Here is a 17,962-nt window from a genome sequence, read left to right on the forward strand (position 1 = left end):
ACGTGCTGCGTGCCTTTCCGTGCAAGATTGTTTCGTCAGACTGTTTGCATCATCACTGCTGGGGCAAGATCGTTCGAGCAGACCGTTTGGAGGCAGGGATCATGAACGATCGGCGGTCTCTTTTGGTGGCGGTATCGTGTCCCTCGGCCGTTCTCGCCGGCTGGCTGGCATTGTCTCTCTCCGCCTATGCGCCTGCGCTCATCGAAAACAGCGCCGCCAATGCGGCCGCGATCTCGCGTGCCAAGGATCTCAGCCGCATCGACCTCGCCGACGTGCCGCGCGCTGCGACCATCGAGGATGACCGCGCCTCGACCGCCGACATCGCCGCCGCGGTTGCTGCGCTTTCCGCCCCTGCGACACCGGCAGAAGCAACACCCGAGGAGCCCGCCGCTCCGATCAAGCTTGCCTCGGCCGACCCGGCGCTGATCCTGCCGGCGGAAGCCGTGCCCGCGCCGCCGATCTTGCCCGAACCGGAGCCTGTCGTCAGCGAGGTTGCCCCCGCCCCTCTGCCCGAGCCCGTCAAGCTCGCATCCGCCGATCCCACGGAGATCGTGACGACGGACGCCTTGTCCGCCGTGGCGATTGCGAGCGACCCCGCCGCGCCTGCGCGCAAGGCGTCACCGCCGGCCGACACCATCGCCGTGCTCGACGAATGCTTCGTCATGGAGGCCTGCATCGACCGCTATCTCTGGGCGCTCTATCAGCGCACCGCCAAGGAAGACACGATGAAGGTGCAGGAGCGGCGCGCCGTCACCATCAAGCGCAAGGGCAAGACCGTCACGGTGATGCGCAGCTTCACGAAGCTGGTCGATCAGGACTTCACCTGGAAGGATCCGCATGCGGCCGAGCGCGCCGGCATGTCGATGATGGACTACGTCATCGGCGGCATGGACAAGAGCTTCAAGCAGAAGCTGTTCCGCATGATGCTCGCGGCCGAAGCCGCCGGCCTCTCGCCGGGCATCACCAGCGCGTTCCGCGACGACTATCGCCAGTCGATCGCGAGCGGCCTGAAGGCCGCCTCCAACCGCTCCTATCACGGCGGCAGCACGCGCGGTGGCTACGGCCACGGCATGGCCGCCGACATCGTCAGCACGCAAGGCAGCACCCGGGCACAGCGCTGGGTCTCGACCGAGATCCTGTGGAAGTGGGTCGATGCCAACGGCAAGGCGTTCGGCATCGGCCGGCCCTATCTCGGCCGCGATCCGCCCCATGTCGGCCCGATTGACGGCCAGGAATATATCTCGAAGCGCGGCACCTCCGACCGCAAGGACGTTGCCGCCGCCAAGCCGAAGAAGACACAGGGCCTTGCGAGCGCCAAGCCGCCGAAGGCCGACGTCGCGCGCGAGCAGAAGGGCGCAGCCAAGCCGCAGAAGTCGGCGCAATCGGCCGGCAAGCGCGCGACCTGACGCTTTACGGCTTGCGCTCCGCCGTCGGCAGCGGCACCAGCCGCATCTCGGCCGAGCCTGCGTCCTGCGTGCGCACCAGCACGGCAAAGACGGTGTCGACCGCGCGCCGTACCGCCAATTCCATCGCATCGCCCTTGGCCAGATGCGCCGCGATCAGCCCGGTGAGGAGATCGCCGGTGCCGTAGGGGCGGATCGGCAGGCGCGGTGTCGCAAAGCGCGCCAATCGTCCATCAGTGCACAGGATCGTCTCCACCTGGCCGGCCGCCGTGTCAGCGAGGGTGCAGCCGGTGGCCACGACGGCGGTGCGGCCTGCCGCTGCCAGCACCCCGCAGGCCGCGCTGAGGCTCTTGGTGTCGGCAATTGCGGCCCCAGAGAGCAGCTCGAGCTCGAACTGGTTCGGCGTCGTCAGGTCCGCCGCCGGCAGCAGCCGGTGCCGGACCACGTCCAGGATGCCGTCCGCGACATAGACGCGGCCGTCGTCACCGATCACGGGATCGCAGAGATAGATGAGCTTTCCATTCCGCGTGCGCGACCGTTCGACGAAATCGGCGATCACGGCGGCATTGCCGGGCGAGCCGAGATAGCCGGTGACGAGCACCGCGGCCTCGTCGACCAGGCCGCGCTCCTCCACGCCCTTGAGGAGTTCGGCGACGAGCTCGGTCTCCAGCACCCGCCCGCGCAGGCTCGGATAGCGCGGATGGTTGGACAGCAGCGTCGTCGGCACCGCAGCAACGTTCACGCCCTCCGCCTGCATGGCATAGGCGGCCGCGCTGTTGCCGACATGGCCGTGGACCACCTGGCTCTGGATGGAGATGACGAGCATGAAAGAGGTCCGTACGAACAAACGTGGGGCGACGCAAGTGTAGCCCGGATCTCGCGCTTCAGCGTCGGGCCAATTCCCCGAGATAGGCGCAGAACATGTCGGCCAGCCCGTCGGCATGACGCGCTATGTCGGCCGCGCTGCGCGGCGTCTCCGAAAATCGCTTGCCGACCTCGCTGAGTGTCGTCGTGATCAGCTCGCCGGCGAGGCTGCGCGTCGCATCGGACGTTCTCGGCAGCGCCTCCCGCATGAAGGCATCGACGATACCCTTGCCGGCCGTCCGGGCCTCGCGCGCTTCGGGCGCGTCACGATAGAGCGGCGCGGCGTCGTTGAGGGCCGTGCGCATCGCAGCCTCCTCGCACTCGGAGCGGATGAAGGCATGGACCAGCGCGCGCAACCGCGCCGGTGGCGGCTTGGCGCGATCCGCGAGGATACCGCGCAGCAGCTCGCTCGTATGCCGCCACTCGTCGCTCTGAAGACGAAATAGGATCGCGGCCTTGTTTGGAAAGTATTGATAGAGCGACCCGATGCTGACCCCGGCCCGCTCCGCCACCCGGGCCGTGGTGAAACGCTGCGCGCCCTCCTTCGCCAAAACCTGAACAGCTGCATCCAGAATGGCCGCTACCAGCTCCGTCGAGCGGGCCTGTTGCGGCTGTTTTCGCGAGGAAATTGAACGGCTTCGACGGTCGGCCATGGCTCGCTCGGGCAACGCGAATAGGAAATGCGATGAATTAGTCGTATTTCAATCGGCGCGCAAGCACGCGCTTCTTTCGCCAAATTCTGGAGACCTTGAATGACCATCCCGACCATCACTTCGCTTGCGCCGCTGCTGGATCGCCTGTTCGGCGAAGCCGAGGCAGCAAGCGAGGCAACGGAAGCCGCAGTGGCAGACCTGTCCGACGCAGAGCGGGAGCGGATGATGCGGAGCAAGTCCGAATATCGCGATCTCTATGGACGCCTGAAGGACGCACCGCTTCCGGTCTCGCGCGAAACCGGAGCGCTGCTCTACATGCTGGCGCGCAGCTCCTGCGCCCGGTCCATTGTCGAGTTCGGCACTTCGTTCGGCATCTCGACACTGCACCTTGCCGCGGGCCTACGCGACAATGGCGGGGGGCGTCTCATCACCAGCGAGTTCGAGCCGTCCAAGGCGGCGCGGGCGCGAGACAACCTCTCGGCCGGCGGCTTGATCGATCTCGTCGACATTCGCGAAGGCGACGCGCTGAAGACGCTCAGCACCGATCTGCCCAATACGATCGATCTCGTCCTGCTTGACGGTGCCAAGGCGCTCTACCCCGAGATCCTGGATCTGGTCGAAGGCCGTCTCCGGCCGGGGGCGATCATCGTCGCCGACAACGCCGACGACAGTCCTGACTATCTGGCGCGGGTGCGCGCGCCCGGCAGCGGCTACTTGTCCACGCCCTTTGCCGAAGACGTCGAGCTCTCGGTGCGGATCAGGTAGGGCCGCGTCGAAGAATCGAGGCGTTGCGAGCCGCCGCCCGATCGTCGCGCGGCGGCCTCCGTCGGCTCGTCGGCAATGTCGCAGGTTCGTCATTCGCACGTGATATTCGCGGCACCCGCGGTATCTTCCTCACGCCAAGAGGCTCATGACCTCCGCTTTCAACGCCTATACGGCTCTCGCCCTCGCCATCGTGTTCGAGGTCACGGCGTCGGCGTTCCTGCAGCAGTCCGCGCAGTTCACCCGTCCCTGGCCGACGCTGGCGATGGTGCTGTTCTACGTCGCCTCGTTCTACGCGCTCTCGGTGGCCATCCGGGTGATCCCGTTGAGCATCGCCTATGCGATCTGGGGCGGGGTCGGCATCATCCTGACCGCCACCGTCTCGTTCGTCCTGTTCCGCCAGATCCTGGACGCCGCCGCCTGCGTCGGCATCGCGCTGATCGTGTCAGGGGTGGTGATCATCAACCTGTTCTCGGAGACCACCGTGCGTTGATGCGCGTGGTACCGGCTTTGTGGTGAGGTCGTGCCCCACCATCACGCTGCGGACGGCTGATCGAGTTCGGACGGCGCGTAGGCCTTGCCATCCTGGTCGGTGATGACCACCCGCCACCCCTCGCTCGCCCACACTTTCGCCTTCGCCACGATGAGCAACCGGCTCTCGCGAGCGAAACTGTACTTTTCGTTGTCGCGTTCTGCGACCATCTTGTAGGCCAATTCGCATCCCCTTGCGTCGCCCTGCACCCGGCCTTGTCGTGGCAGCGGGCTTTGGCGGCAATTCGCCGGGAGCGTGGCAATTTGGTGCCACCAGCATGGCCTTGCGGCCGCCGCCACAGAGCCGATCTCGGTGCTCGAGCCGCTAATGCACGCGGATAATGTGCGGGCGGCCGAGATTGATCAGCCCCTGCACGGCCGAGAGGCGGTCGTCCAGGGCTGCAATCGTCAGCAGCAGATTGTTGCGACGCTCGTCGAGCAGTCCCATCTCGGCGCCGGTGAGCTTTGCGCTCGCCCGTTCCTTGTGGATCGCTTCCAGGGACTCGCGCAGGCCGGCAATCAGGCCGGCCAATTGCCTTGCCTCCTTGGTCATCGATCGCTTGGCGACATTGTGCTGACGGCGCGTCTCCGCTTGGCTCTGTCTCATCATCATCCTCCGGTGCCCCGCTGCCCCGAGTGGATGCTTACAGCTTTGAGTAGACATATTACGATCGATGAAATCTGCCCGCGAAGAACTTTCTTAAATTGTCCGCGCCCGGAACCCGACGGCGCGCGCCGCTTTCGCCGTCAGCTCACCGGCAGCATGAAGGCATCGAAGTAAGAGGCCAGCCCGGCAAAATCGGCGAGCGGCAGCACAGTCGCGACATACTGATCGGGCCGCACCACGACGATGCAGCCGGCCGCCCGATCGATGCCACGCATCGTGAACACGTCGTGGCCGCTCTTGAGATCCGGGCAGAACATCTTCTCGTAGTCGTACAAGCCGTAACGGCCTTTGCTCGGGAGCAACATCGGCGGCATCGCCTCGATGGCGAGCTCGCGATGGTCCTGCTGAAACACTGCGCGCAGATCGATCACGCTGTCGATATCAGCTCCAACAGGCGTATATCGACGGATAGGTGACTTCCGGGACTCGGTGAGGAAATTGCACAAAGCACGAATGGCCGAGCCCGACGCTGCGGGGTTCTCAGCGGGCGAGAACGCGTAGATGCGGAAGCGGCCGTCGGCCCGCGCGGCATGGCCGAGATGCACCGGCTTGGCATCCGCCAGCCGAATCACCGGCGCGGAATGGAAGCGCGTGCCGATGACGAAGCCCTGCGCCAGGTGCTGATGCGTGGCCGCGCCGGTGAGCATAGATGGCCCGTAATGCGTTGCCGTGCCCGCGGTGTAGCGTCCGTGCCGGACGAAATAGTCCTGCGTCTCGGCGGCATCGGCGCCGCCGGCCTTGGCGGCGGAGGCGAGGATCCCCGCCCATTCGCGATCGAAATCGATCAGCTCCTTCGCGACCGCCTGGCGCTCGGCCGAATAGGAATGCAAGAGGCTTGGCGCGCACTGCTTCCGCAGCACGGCGGCGAGCTTCCAGCCGAGATTGAAGGCATCCTGCATCGAGACGTTCATGCCCTGCCCGGCCTTCGGGCTGTGGGTGTGGCAGGCATCGCCGGCGATGAAGATGCGCGGCAGGCGCGTCTCGATCTCGTCCTCCGGCACGTCGTCGAACTTGTCGGTCAGGCGCTGGCCGATCTCGTAGACCGACCACCAGGCGATTTCCTTCACCTCGAGCCGATGCGGCTTCAGGATCCGCTGCGCTTTCGCGATCACGTCATCGGCGGTGATGTTGCGATTGGCAACGCGTTCGCCGACATCGAGCTTCGCAAGCTCGACATAGATGCGGACCATGTAGCCGCCTTCGCGCGGAATGATCAGCAGGCTGCCGTCCCCGGCCGACTGGATCAGCGACTTGAAGCGGACGTCCGGAAAATCGGTCACTGCCAGCACGTCCATCACGCCCCAGGCGTGGTTGGCGGAATCCCCGTGCAGCTCGCGCCCGATCGACTTGCGCACCGTGCTGCGGGCGCCGTCGCAGCCGACGACGTAGCGCGCCTTGACGGTCTCGACCTTGCCCTCGTTCGCGGCATCGGCGCGTTCGAGGCGCACGGTCACGGCATGATCGTCGGCGCCGGCGGCCGGATCGACGTTCACATCAAGCACGCGTCGGCTGTAATGCGGCGCGAGCTTCGCCGGCGATTTGCGCATGACGTCTAGAAAGCAATCATGGACGCGCGCCTGGTTCAGGATGACGTGGGGGAATTCCGACAGTCCGTCCTCGACGTCCTGCACCCGGCCGCTACGGACGATCTTTTCCGGCGCCGCCTCGTCCGGCTTCCAGAACGTGGTCTCGTTGACCCAACAGGCTTCCTTCAGCACACGCTCGCTGAAGCCATAGGCGTGGAACATCTCCATGGTGCGACAGGCGATGCCGTCGGCCTGACCGACCAGCAGCCGGTCCGGCTTCTGCTCGACGATGCAGGTCCTGATGTCGGCGAATTGCGCGAGCTGCGCCGCGAGCGTCAGGCCGGCCGGCCCGCAGCCGACGATGAGGACATCGACCTCGCCAGGCACGGCGCCCGTTGCTCCCGATGCGGTCACGCGCGCGGCGGGATCGGCGATTTCCGGGTCGCCCGGCTGAAATCCATTGAGATGGAATTGCATGAGCGCCTCCCCGCCAATCTATGCCTTGGATATTGCTCAGTATGCTGACTATCAGTATACTTGTCAATCATCCGCATCACCCCTGCTCCCAGAGAGAGATTTCGGTGAAAGACAACAACGACATGCCCGGACATCTGGCGCGCCGCTTCCAGCAGATCGCGGTCGCGGTGTTCCTGGCCGAGGTCGAGGACGCTGGCTTCGATCTCACGCCGGTGCAATACGCCGCGCTTGCGACCATCAAGGCCAATCCGCGGCTCGACCAGGTGACGCTCGCCGGACTGATCGCCTACGATCGCACGACCATCACCGGCGTGATCGATCGCCTCGTCCAGAAGGGCCTCGTGGAGCGCCGCCCGTCCAGCCGCGACCGCCGCGCGCGCGAGCTCGAGATCACCGATGATGGCCGCCGCACGCTGCGCAAGATCACCCCGGCCGTCGAATCCGCGCAGCGCAAGATGCTGCGCGGCCTCAGCGCGAAAGAGGGTGAGGAGCTGATGCGGCTGCTGCACAAGGCCATCGCCGCCGGCAACGAGCTGAGCCGCGCGCCGCTGCGCGAAGCGCAGCTCTGATCCCGGACCATGTCCATATTTGTCGCAGCGCACGAAACCAGGAACTAACCTTCGGCTGCTATCGTCGACCGCATTGGGGCGCTTAACGCGCGATTAACTTTGCGGGGCGGAGTTTCGGATGTTCAGGTTCCTCGTTGTGGCCGCGGCCGTCGCGCTCTCGACCGTTCAGGCGGTTGCAGGGGGCCATGGCGGCGGCGATCCTCCTCCGCCGAAGGTCGAGGCGCCAACGGCTCCCGCGAAGGTGATCCTGACCAAGCAGGGGCCCAAGCTGGTCGATCTCAAGGGCATGACGCTCTACTATTACGAGCGCGACACCACGGGAAAGACGTCGAACTGCAACGGCAAATGCATCGAGAGCTGGGTGCCGCTCGCCGCAACGGCCGACGCCAGGGCCGTCGGCGACTTCACCGTGATCAGCCGCAACGACGGCAGCAAGATGTGGGCCTACCGTTATCGCCCGCTCTACACTTCACCCGCCGACAAGGCGCCGGGCGACGCCAACGGCAATGCCACGACGCTGCAATGGCGGGTCGCCCGGCCTGAGAACTAGAGCAAGAACATCACCGATCGCCTCGATCGGCCGGACCAGCCAGTTCGGTCGAGACGGGTCTGAAGCCCGGCATGTTCGCGATCGGCTGAAGCGGCTTGAGCTCCGCATCCACGACCACGGGACCGGTCGTGAACCAGAGCGCCGCCACGGCCGCGATCGCGAGTCCCGCGCCAAGCGCCGCCAGCTCTTTCATGGTTCAGTCCCTGCGATCAATTGTTGAGGATGACGCCGTGCTGGTGCCGCGACGGATGATCGGCATCGACCAACGCATTTGGATCGGCCGCGATCACGACCTCCGGCAATGGCATCGGCTCCAGGCCGGCGAAGCGGCGATAGAGCGCGCCCATCACCGCTCCGGAAAAGGCCGCCGGCACCACGAAAAAGGCGAGCAGCGGCAGCGCGAATGCAAGCAGCACAGCACAGGAGAATGCCGCACCCGCGCCAATCACCGCATACTCCCACGAATTGCGGCGGCCCATAGCTCGCGCGACGTGGTGAACGCAGAGCACGAAGATGCTCGAAGGGATGACCGAGATCGTCATCATGACCATGAAGGTCTGCGCCGGGATCACTGCAGCGAAGATATGTGCGGTGCTCTTGTCCGCAAAACCGTTCATCAGCAGCGGCAACAGCGTATAGGGCAGCAGAGTTGCAAGCACCGTCGGTATCAGTGCTGCGATGACGACGCCCGCAAACGACGTCCGGACGCGGACGGGCCCGTTGAACACCAGGGGCGGCTTCGCTGGTGCCGTGGCAACGGAAGCTTCCGTGGCTGCCTGCGCAACCACGCTTAGCCCGGCGAACTGGCCGTAGAGAAATCCACCAATCATTCCCGCGACGGTGGGCAACAAGCCGATGGTCACCACCGTGCCGTCGCCAGGCGCTGCAAGCTGGATGTGGTTGCGGATCGCAATGCCGTAGCTCAGCGCCGCCATGACCCCGCCCATCAGGCCGTAGGCAAACCGACTCGATATTGCCCACTGCCGCAGCACGGTGTGACCGGCGAACAGGAAGGCCGCATTCATCAACATGCGGCCCGCATACATGACCAGGATCTGGTCCGGTTGCGGCACTCCGACGGGATCGGTCACTTGCCCGCCTGCGAGGGCGAAGACCAGCAGCACGGCTTCGACGATAGCCAGCGGAATCAGCGCAGCACACAGCGCGCGCGGCGAATTCTTCACGAGATACATGCGAGCAACCCCTTGCTCGCTGCACGCTAGACGCGAGGTGTTACGGCGCGCGCAAGACAATGGGTAAAATTGTCGACAAGCGCGTCTCTTGGCCGAACGACTACCCGCGCCAGCGCCCGCCCGCCGCGGCCTGCGCGCCCTGCCCCGGCGGCAGCACCACGACCATCGAATTGAGCTTCACCCGCTCGTAGAGGTCGATGACGTCCTCATTGCGCATCCGGATGCAGCCGGACGAGATCGCCTGCCCGATATATTCGGGCTGGTTGGTGCCGTGGATGCGATAGAGCGTGTCCTTGTTGCCGACATAGAGATAGATGCCCCGCGCGCCCAGCGGATTGGCGGGACCGCCGGGAACGCGCGCGGGATAGGGACCGAGTCGCGCCTGGATATCCGCGGTGGGGACCCAGTCTGGCCATTCCGCCAAACGGCCGACTCGCGCGACGCCGGAGAACGCCATGGCTTCCTCGCCGACCGCAACGCCGTAGCGGATCGCCTTGCCCTCGGGCAGCACGTAATAGAGGTAGCGCGCGTCGGTATCGACCAGGATCGTGCCCGGCAGCTCCTTGCGGTGATAATCGACGATGTGACGCAGGTATTGCTCAGGCACGTTCGCCTTCGCGTAAGGCGCGTGCGCGAGCAACTGACGGTCGCGCGGCGTCATGCTCGCATCCGTCGATGGCGAAAGTGTCGTCTGCATACAGCCGCCCAGCGGCAGCAGGGCTGCGACGAACAAAATGAGTAGAGATCTTGGCACCGCCGGCCCCCCAATAGCGGAACAACACCGCCCCCAACGTCGCCAGATATCGCCAAAATCGTGCTGAAAACAAGGCGGTGCGGGAACACATGCGCGTGTTCGGCCAATCGGGTTCCATCACCACAAAAGGCGGAAGAGTGTCGCACCATCTCCATCCCCTCGCCTTGCTTTGGTCAAACCCGGCTGGACTCGTGCGGCCTGGGGACCGGCATGGGCTCATCTCGGACCACCCCGCGCCAATGCGGGTCACTTGACGTCGAACACTGAGCCTTCAAAGGAGCTGCGATGCTCGCGACGCTGAATACCAAGCAAATCGTCGATGAGATCGTGAAGGACACGGTCAAGGACAACGATCCGCACGACGCGGTGCAGATCTCGCCCGAGATCGTGCTGGCCTCGCGCCCCACCAGCGTGTCGCCCGCGCTGGCGCCGGAGATCGCGCCGCGTCCGGAGCCCAAATTTGCCCCGGAACCCAAGTTTGCCCCGGAGCCCAAGCTCACGCCGAAGTTCGAGCCGGCGCGGGCGGCGGAGCCCAGCATCAATGTCATCTACGGAAAGTCTGCCGCCGCACCATCGATCGACACTTCTGTCCGCGTCACGTCCAGCGATGGTCCCGTAATCCAGAAGCGATCCTCGGTCGGCAAGTGGCTGCGCGGCGCGTTCGTCACGTTCCTGCTTGCCGGCGCCAGCGTGGCCGCGAGCATCGCCTGGGAGAAGCACGGCGACACAGCCAAGCAGTTGCTGGCCGAATGGACGCCCGCGCTGACCTCGCTGCTCCCGACGACCTCGTTGCTGTCCGCGACACCGCAGCAAGGTGCGCCGGTCGCAGCGGAAGCCACACCCAACCAAGCCGCAGACCAATCTGCGACGCCGCCCGCGGCTCAGCTTGCTGCGGCCGCGCCTGCGGCAACACAGCCCATCGAGGCGGCGCAGTCGGTGCAATCGATGACACGCGATCTCGCCGCCATGGCGCAGCAGATCGAGCAGCTCAAGGCCAACATCGCCGAGTTGAAGGCCGGACAGGAGCAGATGGCGCGTGAGATGGCCAAGCCGCCCGCACCGAAGCCGGTCACCGAAGCGAGGCCGCCGATCGATCCGCGCGCACGCGCAGCCGCGCTCCCGGCGCAGCCTGCGGCACCGCCGGCCCGCAAGCCCAAGCCCCCTGTGACGCGGACCTACATGCCGGCCTCTTCGCCCGCGCCGCTCGCACCCCCGCCGCCGCCATCGCAGGCCGCCGCCGCGGCGCCGCCGGCTGCGCCGACCACGACGACGCAAGCCGTTGCCGATGACGACGGACCTATCGTGCGTCCGCCGATGCCGCTGCGTTAGAATACGCGGCCGTCACGCGCTCACCCACGCTGTCCGAGTCGATGTGAAGCGTTAACTCCGGGCGATTACGGTGAGCGACGTCTCGCGCGTCTCGCTCAAGAGAAAAGGCCGTCGGGATCTATGCCGGCGGCCTTCTCTTGCAGCTGCCGGTTCCCGGAGCCCGGTTCTGCTGCAATTCCATGCCTAATGATCGCGCGGGCATATTTAATAAATTCTTAACGAGCCCGCACGCTGCACATCATTTCTGCGCCATAAGCCCAGAGATTCCGCGCTCTGTTCATTCGATAGATGTCGACTCAGTGGTACCATCCGACATGTGTTGAGACTTGCACTGAAGCTCAGATCGTCACACCGGGGAATTCGGATGCCCTACTATTATTTCGATCTCGTGGTTGGTGAAGAGTTCAAGAACCAGGGTGGAATCATCCTCGAGGACATCGAGGTTGCCTCCGATCGCGCCGATCAATTGGCTTGCGAGCTGTCGCAGGTGAAGCCGGAGCTGCAGCAGAAGGGTTGCGCGGTGCGTGTTACCGATCGCGATCACAACGAGCTCTATCGCACGCCGCTCGATCCGGTGCCGGCCTGGCAGCGCTAGGCTAATCCAGCATTGGTGCTTCGAACCAGTTCGTCAGCGACAATCCGCCGTCGACGACGAAGGCCGCGCCGGTGACGTAAGCGGACAGCTTGTTCGACAGCACCGTGAGCGCCATCGGTGCGAGATCTCCGGCCTCGCCGAGACGCCCGAGCGGAATGTGCCGCGCCAGCGCGGGATCGGCGACGAACCCGCCGGCTGCGATCGCGCCGGGGACCAGAGCGTTGACGCGGATGTCGTAACGCCCGAGCGTCTTCGCGAGCTCCTTCACCAGCATCGCCATTGCGGCCTTTGCCGTCGAGTAATGCGCCAGGTTGCGCGGCGTACCCGCATGTAGCGAGGTGAGAAACAGGAATGAGCCCGGCCGCTTCGCCGCGATCAGTCGCTTGGCGAGCTCGCGCGCCAGGTGAAAGCCGGCATCGAGATTGACGGCATGCATCTCCTGCCAGGTCTTGCGATCGACTGCGAGCAAGTGATCCGCTTCGCGTCGCGGCGGCGAGGCGCTATGGACGAAATGCGTGACCTCGCCCAAGGCGGAATGTGCTAACGTCAGCAGCTCATCGCACGCCTCGAGCCTGGCGAGATCGCCGACCCAGGGCACGGCGAGATCTGGCCTCTCGCTCGCGCCGATCGCGGCACGAACCCGCTCCGCGCTGACATCCGCGAACACGGTGCGGACCCCCTCGCCGACCAGGCCGAGCGCAATCGCGCGGCCGATGCCGTTGCCCGCGCCGGTGACGAGCGCGGTGTCGCGTGTGGAATCGAACGGCGTGCTGAACAGGCTCATGTCGCGCTCCGACGCTGGGGAGCGCAGGTTAGCCTACTCGGCCGAGCGGCGACAATTGTATCCCGGTCCCATTGCCGAGCGGCGCGCCGGACGCTAGCCTCTCGAAAAAACGGAGAAGGTCCCAAGGGAGGTCCCAAGCATGCGCACCGGTTTTCTGATGACGGGCCTGTTGCTGTTGGCCGCGCCGGCCCTCGCGGGCGAGGCGCCGCCGCGATCGACCTATGTGACGATGGTCTTGCAGGCCTTCGCCGCCAAGGTCGAGTGCCCCAACACCGATCTCGCCTATCAGGACCTCGTGCAGAGGGCACAGCAGATGCATCTGCCCGAGGGCACCACCGAGAAAGTGCGCAAGGCGATCGCCTGGATGCATACCGGCGGCAAGATGGGCGAGAAGCAGGACGATGACCTGATGGCGGAGGTCGCGATCGCGACCCAGGCGACCGACCTGGACCAGCGCCGCCTCGGCATGTCCGGCTGGTGCGAAGCCCAGAAGACCAATCTCGCCGGCCTGATCCGCAGCAAGGGCGGCTAGCGCGCTGTCCCGTTAAGCACGCCGCGACGGAACCTCTGCCGCGGCCCAAAATCGTCACAATCCTCGAAAGCATGCGGCCCTCTTTTCGAATTCGAACAGGAGGTCCTCATGCGGAGTTTCCATTTCGTTTTCGCCGGCGCGATTGCAGCCGCCGCGGTGCTGACTGCGCCCGCACTGGCGAGAAATTCCGACGCCCAGAAGGGCGGGGAAAAGTCCACCTCGCCGTCCTGCAGTGCCTATCAGCAGGCGCCGGACGGCTCGTGGGAACCGCTGCCCTGCAAGGAATCGGGCGAGCGCGCGCAGCCGCAGACGCAGAACCGCAATTCGTCGCAAGGCGCCGATCGCGGCGAGCGCTGAGGAGATTTGCGCCTTCGGACGTCAGCCTTGATGCGGGCCGCGCATGATCTTCATGGCGTCCACGATGTGACGCCATTCCCTGGCCTCATCGGCCTCGCCGCGGCCCTCGCAGGCCTGGGCCTGCTCGGCGGCCTTCGCGATCGCAGCAAAGCCGTGCTGTTCGAGCATTTGCCGGGCAAGTGTATGGACCTGGACCTCGGACATCATGGGCGCTCTCCCGTCTGACCAGCCGCGGTGCAACGCTGCCGCGGCTGGTTCACAACGGTCGAGGCGCGGGGCGCGTTCCGTCCATCCATGAACTGCAAGACAAAGGCGGCCCGCCATGCCCGGCGGACCGCCTTCTCACCCACCCCAAAACGGGAATCTGCGGCCGCGTCCCCTACGCGACCGCCACCTTCTTGCGCTCGAAATCGTTGGGCACTTCGATATCGACCTCGAGGGTCGAGACCTCGTCGCCGCGTTCGAGCCGGACGATGACCTTGGTCGGGTCCAGCGTCACATGCTTGGACACGACGGCGAGAATTTCCTCACGCAGCACACCGAGCAGATCGGGCTGGCCGCGAAGGCCGCGTTCATGGGCAAGCAGGATCTGCAACCGTTCGCGCGCGACCGGTGCTGTGGCCTTGTTGCCGCGGAGAAGCCGGAGCAAGCCCATGCTCATGCAGCCCTCCGTCGCAGCAGCCGATCCATGAAGCCCTTGCGCTCGGCCGGCACCTGCATGGCGACGGTCTCGCCGCACAGCCGCCGCGCGGCGTCCATATAGGCCCGCGCGGGCGCGCCGTCCGCATTCGATAGCGTCACCGGCGTGCCGACATTGGAGGCGCGCAGCACGTCCTGGCTCTCCGGGATGATGCCGAGCAACGGCGTTGCGAGGATCTCCAGGATGTCGTCGATGGTCAGCATCTCGCCGCGCGCGGCGCGGGAGGGATCGTAGCGGGTGATCAGGATGTGCTTCTCGACGCGCTCGCCTTTCTCGGCCCGCACCGTCTTGGAATCGAGCATGCCGATGATGCGGTCGGAATCGCGCACCGAGGAGACTTCCGGATTGGTGACGATCACGGCCTCGTCGGCAAAGCGCATCGCCATGGAGGCGCCGCGCTCGATGCCGGCCGGGCTGTCGCAGATCACCCAGTCGAACCGGCTGCGCAAATCGGCGATGACCTTGCCGACGCCCTCTTCCGTCAGCGCGTCTTTGTCGCGGGTTTGGGACGCCGGCAGTAGCCAGAGATTTTCCAGCCGCTTGTCGCGGATCAGCGCCTGCGGAAGCTTCGCGACGCCCTGCACCACGTTGATGAGATCGAACACGACGCGGCGTTCGGCGCCCATCACGAGGTCGAGGTTGCGCAGGCCGACGTCGAAATCGACGACGACGACCTTGTCGCCACGCTGTGCGAGCGCCGCTCCCAGCGCCGCGGTGGTCGTGGTCTTGCCGACCCCGCCCTTGCCTGATGTCACGACCAGTACCTTGGCCATCTCGATTGTCTCCTTCTGGTCAGTTCAGCGCTGTAATTCGCATGGTGTTGCCTTGCAGGAAGGCCTGGGCCGGCCGGCCGCGCAAAGCGTCGTCGATGTCCTCGGCGGTCTGATAAAACCCATCGATTGCAAGCAGTTCGGCCTCGATCTTCTGGCAATAGATGCGCGCGCTGGTGTGTCCATTGACGCCCGCCATGGCGCGGCCGCGCAGCGCGCCGTAGACGTGGATGGAGCCGCCGGCGACGACCTCGGCGCCGGAGCCGACCGAGCCGAGAATGGTGACGTCGCCTTCCGGGAAGATCACGGTCTGGCCCGAGCGCACGGGGCTTTCGAGCAGCAGCGACGTCGGCCTCGTCTCGGCCTTCACCTCGGCCTTCTTCGGCGCGCTCGGCTCGACCACGCAGCTGCGTCCGCCCGACAGCAGCGGCGGCATCATCGGCGTCAGCCTTCCCTCCTCCACGCCCTCGATGCCGAGCACGCGGATGTTGCGGTCCTGCAGGCTGGTGAGCAGATGGCCGATGCCGGCCTGGCTGAGATCGACCGACGACAGATCGATCACCACGGGACGGCCGGCGAAGAAGCCGGGCGAGCGCGCAATCGTGGCATCGATCTCCTGCAGCCAGTCCTGCACCGGAACCGTCGGCGTGAATACGAAAGCCACGTAGGAGCGCCCGCGCAGGCGCACCATCTGACGTTGGACCTTTGCTGCAGCCTCCATGGCGGCCGACTCGTTCCCCGTTATTGAATGGTTAACGATGCCGCCGATATGGTTAATGGCTGGTTAATTTCTCCGGCGGTTACGTGGGGGTGAGTTGGAGGCCGGTTGGCGCCGGTCTCGTGTCCCGGACGCGCTGCAGCGTGCGACGGCTGCTGCGCAGAGCCGGAATCCAGAAAGCGGCACGGGAAGACGCGGAGGGATGGGCCCCGGCTCTGCAGCGCACCGTCGAGAAGAGACGCTGCGCTGCGTCCGGGGCACGAGATAAGAAAGGCGTGCGCGGCTATCACACCGTCATTGCGAGGAGTCATTGCGAGGACCCCTTGCGACGAAGCAATCCAGGCTGCCTCCGCGGAAACAGTCTGGATTGCTTCGCGGAGCCCGTCATCGGGCCGCGCTTCGCGCGGACCCGTTGGCTCGCATTGACGGAGTATGGGGTGACTACTGCCCCCCTACTTCTTCACCTTGCTCGCATCCATCTTGATGCTGGGATCCAGCATCCTGGTCGTGAACGCGCTCGTCACGTCGAACGGCTTCTCCATGCCGAGATAGGTCTGGACCAGTTCGTAGTCCTTCTTCATCCGCTCGCCGTCGATCCAGCCGAGACCTTTGGTGGTCGTGAACTCGTCGGTCATCAGGAACTTGATGCGCTCCCACTGCCGCTCCTGATTCTGCTTGTCGAGACCGGAGACTTGATCGAGCAGCGCCTTCAGGCACGGCTCGACGTCGGCGACACAGGCTGCAAAGGCCTTCTGCGTGACGCGCACGAAGTCTTCGACGACCTTCGGGTTCTTCTGCAGGTAAGCGCCGTTGACGATCAGCGAATTGCCGTAAGGGTTGAGCCCGATGTCCTTCCAGTTGACGTAGCCGAGATCGGACCCGAACTCGATGACCTTGAGGTCGTGCTCGTTGTAGAAATCGCTGATGATGTCCACGGTGTGGCTCTTCAGCGCCGCGATCTTCGCGGTCGGCCCGACGTTGACGAAGCCGACGGAGTCGGGCGCAAGCCCTGCGGCCTTGGCGAAGGCAGGCCACATCACGCGCGAGGCATCACCCGGCGGATTGCCGATCTTGTGCCCGGCAAAATCCTTCACGCCGTTCACGCCGTAGCTCTTCAGCCAATAGAAGGTCTGGCCGGTATTGGCATAGACGCTCATCACCGCAACGGTATCGGCGCCCTTGCTCTTGGCCACCAGCATGGTGGCGAGGTCGGCGACGCCGAACGGCGAGCCGCCGGAGCCGACCTTGGCTGCGGAGACCCCGGAGCCCTTGCCGGTCTCGATGGTGAGGTCGATACCGGCCTTCTCGTACCAGCCCTGCGCCTTGGCAAAATAATACGGCGAGTGGTCGGCCGTCGGCGTCCAGTTCAGGATCAGATTGACGGCTTCTCCCGCATGCGCGGGCGCGGCCGCCACACCGAGCCCGAAGGCAAACATCAGGGCCGAGCCCGCCGCCTGCAAACGCTTCATCGCATCTCTCCTCGTTGCCGCGACCCGGCTTGTCGCTCTCCCCTTGTGAGGATACCAATGCAACAAGCCTGTCCTTCAATTGTCAACTGTTTGGTTGGAAATGCCCGCAAAACGATCTGGCGACACCGTGCCGCAACGCCGCGACCCCGTCGCCACCCGCAAGAAGCTCCTGACCGCGGCGCGCCAGGAATTCGCCCGGCACGGATTTGCGGGCGCCCGCGTCGACGAGATCGCGATGCGCGCCGGCGTCAACAAGCAGCTCGTCTACCATTATTTCGGCGACAAGGACGCGCTGTACCTCGCCGTGCTCGAATGGGTCTACGAGGACATCCGCGAGCAGGAGCGAAAGCTCAATCTCGAGGGCCTGCCGCCGGAGAAGGCAATCCGCAAGCTGATCGAAGCTTCGTTCGATCACTTGGCGGCGAACCCTGATTTCATCGTGCTTTTGAACGACGAGAACCGCGGCGGCGCCCGCCATGTCCGCGGCTCGACCCGGCTGGAGGCGATGCACTCACCTCTGGTCAAAAGCGTTTCGCACATCCTCCACGAGGGCGTGCGCGCTGGCGTGTTCCGCAAGGGGATCGACCCCATCCAGCTCTATATCTCCATCGCGGGCCTCAGCTATTTCTTCTTCTCCAACACCCCGACACTGTCGGCAATCTTCGGCAAGGATCTGTCCAGCCGCAGCGCACGGCGCGCCCGGCGACGGCATGTCGCCGACCTCGTGCTGCAGTCGCTCCGGCCCTAATCAACCAGCTG

Annotated in this window: 24 protein-coding genes; 10 read left to right on the forward strand and 14 right to left on the reverse strand. The window is 65.3% G+C overall.

Translation table 11 applies throughout. The features are described 5' to 3' along the window. Positions 1-101: 101 nt before the first annotated feature. On the forward strand, positions 102-1,406 hold the full coding sequence (locus tag AC24YW_RS01115; protein ID WP_487480972.1) for a M15 family metallopeptidase domain-containing protein: 1,305 nt from the start codon (positions 102-104) through the stop codon (positions 1,404-1,406). A gap of 4 nt (positions 1,407-1,410) precedes the next feature. Here the strand turns inward: AC24YW_RS01115 and pdxY are convergent, their stop codons facing one another. Together pdxY and AC24YW_RS01125 are read right to left on the reverse strand one after the other, a co-directional pair. Continuing rightward, on the reverse strand, positions 1,411-2,229 hold the full coding sequence (gene pdxY / locus AC24YW_RS01120) for a pyridoxal kinase (RefSeq protein ID WP_487480973.1): 819 nt from the start codon (positions 2,227-2,229) through the stop codon (positions 1,411-1,413). A gap of 58 nt (positions 2,230-2,287) precedes the next feature. After that, positions 2,288-2,920 carry a TetR/AcrR family transcriptional regulator gene (locus AC24YW_RS01125; protein WP_487480974.1) on the reverse strand — a complete coding sequence of 211 codons (633 nt, stop codon included), beginning with the start codon at positions 2,918-2,920 and terminating at the stop codon, positions 2,288-2,290. A gap of 99 nt (positions 2,921-3,019) precedes the next feature. On the opposite strand from AC24YW_RS01125, the gene AC24YW_RS01130 reads away from it, so the two are divergent. Next, positions 3,020-3,685 (forward strand): O-methyltransferase, encoded by a 666-nt coding sequence (locus AC24YW_RS01130; RefSeq protein ID WP_487480975.1) that lies wholly within the window; start codon positions 3,020-3,022, stop codon positions 3,683-3,685. Positions 3,686-3,830: 145 nt separating this feature from the next. Continuing rightward, on the forward strand, positions 3,831-4,175 hold the full coding sequence (locus AC24YW_RS01135) for a DMT family transporter (RefSeq protein ID WP_487480976.1): 345 nt from the start codon (positions 3,831-3,833) through the stop codon (positions 4,173-4,175). A gap of 41 nt (positions 4,176-4,216) precedes the next feature. Here the strand turns inward: AC24YW_RS01135 and AC24YW_RS01140 are convergent, their stop codons facing one another. From AC24YW_RS01140 to AC24YW_RS01150, 3 genes are all read right to left on the reverse strand, one after another. After that, complete coding sequence (locus AC24YW_RS01140) at positions 4,217-4,423, reverse strand: hypothetical protein (protein ID WP_487480977.1); 207 nt, start codon at positions 4,421-4,423, stop codon at positions 4,217-4,219. Positions 4,424-4,538: 115 nt separating this feature from the next. Beyond that, positions 4,539-4,820 carry a hypothetical protein gene (locus AC24YW_RS01145; protein WP_487480978.1) on the reverse strand — a complete coding sequence of 94 codons (282 nt, stop codon included), beginning with the start codon at positions 4,818-4,820 and terminating at the stop codon, positions 4,539-4,541. 140 nt (positions 4,821-4,960) lie between these two features. Next, the gene (locus tag AC24YW_RS01150; protein ID WP_487480979.1) at positions 4,961-6,883 is read right to left on the reverse strand and encodes an FAD-binding monooxygenase; all 1,923 of its coding nucleotides are present in this window, start codon (positions 6,881-6,883) and stop codon (positions 4,961-4,963) included. A gap of 104 nt (positions 6,884-6,987) precedes the next feature. Between AC24YW_RS01150 and AC24YW_RS01155 the strand changes: the two genes are divergently transcribed. Beyond that, entirely contained in the window at positions 6,988-7,452 is a 465-nt protein-coding gene (locus tag AC24YW_RS01155; RefSeq protein WP_487480980.1) for a MarR family winged helix-turn-helix transcriptional regulator, read from the forward strand. Positions 7,453-7,570: 118 nt separating this feature from the next. Continuing rightward, positions 7,571-8,002 carry a COG4315 family predicted lipoprotein gene (locus AC24YW_RS01160; protein ID WP_487480981.1) on the forward strand — a complete coding sequence of 144 codons (432 nt, stop codon included), beginning with the start codon at positions 7,571-7,573 and terminating at the stop codon, positions 8,000-8,002. Between the two features lie 10 nt (positions 8,003-8,012). Here AC24YW_RS01160 and AC24YW_RS01165 read toward each other — a convergent pair whose 3' ends face one another. From AC24YW_RS01165 to AC24YW_RS01175, 3 genes are all read right to left on the reverse strand, one after another. Beyond that, on the reverse strand, positions 8,013-8,195 hold the full coding sequence (locus tag AC24YW_RS01165; RefSeq protein WP_487480982.1) for a hypothetical protein: 183 nt from the start codon (positions 8,193-8,195) through the stop codon (positions 8,013-8,015). A gap of 16 nt (positions 8,196-8,211) precedes the next feature. Then, the gene (locus AC24YW_RS01170; protein WP_487480983.1) at positions 8,212-9,195 is read right to left on the reverse strand and encodes a hypothetical protein; all 984 of its coding nucleotides are present in this window, start codon (positions 9,193-9,195) and stop codon (positions 8,212-8,214) included. 100 nt (positions 9,196-9,295) lie between these two features. Beyond that, on the reverse strand, positions 9,296-9,892 hold the full coding sequence (locus AC24YW_RS01175) for a L,D-transpeptidase (RefSeq protein WP_487480984.1): 597 nt from the start codon (positions 9,890-9,892) through the stop codon (positions 9,296-9,298). A 342-nt stretch (positions 9,893-10,234) separates the two neighbouring features. On the opposite strand from AC24YW_RS01175, the gene AC24YW_RS01180 reads away from it, so the two are divergent. Beyond that, positions 10,235-11,278, forward strand: a complete 1,044-nt coding sequence (locus AC24YW_RS01180) for a hypothetical protein (RefSeq protein WP_487480985.1) — start codon at positions 10,235-10,237, stop codon at positions 11,276-11,278. 364 nt (positions 11,279-11,642) lie between these two features. Then, positions 11,643-11,873 (forward strand): DUF6894 family protein, encoded by a 231-nt coding sequence (locus tag AC24YW_RS01185; RefSeq protein ID WP_025035960.1) that lies wholly within the window; start codon positions 11,643-11,645, stop codon positions 11,871-11,873. Position 11,874: 1 nt separating this feature from the next. Here the strand turns inward: AC24YW_RS01185 and AC24YW_RS01190 are convergent, their stop codons facing one another. Continuing rightward, on the reverse strand, positions 11,875-12,657 hold the full coding sequence (locus AC24YW_RS01190) for an SDR family NAD(P)-dependent oxidoreductase (protein ID WP_487480986.1): 783 nt from the start codon (positions 12,655-12,657) through the stop codon (positions 11,875-11,877). Between the two features lie 139 nt (positions 12,658-12,796). On the opposite strand from AC24YW_RS01190, the gene AC24YW_RS01195 reads away from it, so the two are divergent. Continuing rightward, a complete protein-coding gene (locus AC24YW_RS01195) occupies positions 12,797-13,189 on the forward strand; it encodes a hypothetical protein (RefSeq protein ID WP_487480987.1) in 393 nt (130 codons plus the stop codon). Positions 13,190-13,297: 108 nt separating this feature from the next. Then, positions 13,298-13,546, forward strand: coding sequence for a hypothetical protein (locus AC24YW_RS01200; protein ID WP_036033817.1), 249 nt, complete (start codon positions 13,298-13,300; stop codon positions 13,544-13,546). Positions 13,547-13,567: 21 nt separating this feature from the next. Here the strand turns inward: AC24YW_RS01200 and AC24YW_RS01205 are convergent, their stop codons facing one another. From AC24YW_RS01205 to AC24YW_RS01225, 5 genes are all read right to left on the reverse strand, one after another. Then, entirely contained in the window at positions 13,568-13,753 is a 186-nt protein-coding gene (locus AC24YW_RS01205; RefSeq protein WP_025035956.1) for a hypothetical protein, read from the reverse strand. Between the two features lie 172 nt (positions 13,754-13,925). After that, positions 13,926-14,207 carry a cell division topological specificity factor MinE gene (gene minE, locus AC24YW_RS01210; protein ID WP_487480988.1) on the reverse strand — a complete coding sequence of 94 codons (282 nt, stop codon included), beginning with the start codon at positions 14,205-14,207 and terminating at the stop codon, positions 13,926-13,928. Then, positions 14,204-15,019 carry a septum site-determining protein MinD gene (minD, locus tag AC24YW_RS01215; RefSeq protein ID WP_487480989.1) on the reverse strand — a complete coding sequence of 272 codons (816 nt, stop codon included), beginning with the start codon at positions 15,017-15,019 and terminating at the stop codon, positions 14,204-14,206. The genes minE and minD overlap by 4 nt, the downstream gene beginning before the upstream one ends. 19 nt (positions 15,020-15,038) lie before the next feature. Beyond that, on the reverse strand, positions 15,039-15,737 hold the full coding sequence (minC, locus tag AC24YW_RS01220; protein ID WP_487480990.1) for a septum site-determining protein MinC: 699 nt from the start codon (positions 15,735-15,737) through the stop codon (positions 15,039-15,041). 449 nt (positions 15,738-16,186) lie between these two features. After that, the gene (locus tag AC24YW_RS01225; RefSeq protein ID WP_487480991.1) at positions 16,187-17,203 is read right to left on the reverse strand and encodes an ABC transporter substrate-binding protein; all 1,017 of its coding nucleotides are present in this window, start codon (positions 17,201-17,203) and stop codon (positions 16,187-16,189) included. Positions 17,204-17,303: 100 nt separating this feature from the next. Here AC24YW_RS01225 and AC24YW_RS01230 point away from each other — a divergent pair, with 100 nt between their 5' ends. Further along, complete coding sequence (locus AC24YW_RS01230) at positions 17,304-17,951, forward strand: TetR/AcrR family transcriptional regulator (RefSeq protein WP_487480992.1); 648 nt, start codon at positions 17,304-17,306, stop codon at positions 17,949-17,951. The last annotated feature ends 11 nt before the right edge of the window (positions 17,952-17,962 follow it).

This window comes from Bradyrhizobium sp. USDA3516 (genome assembly GCF_057651995.1).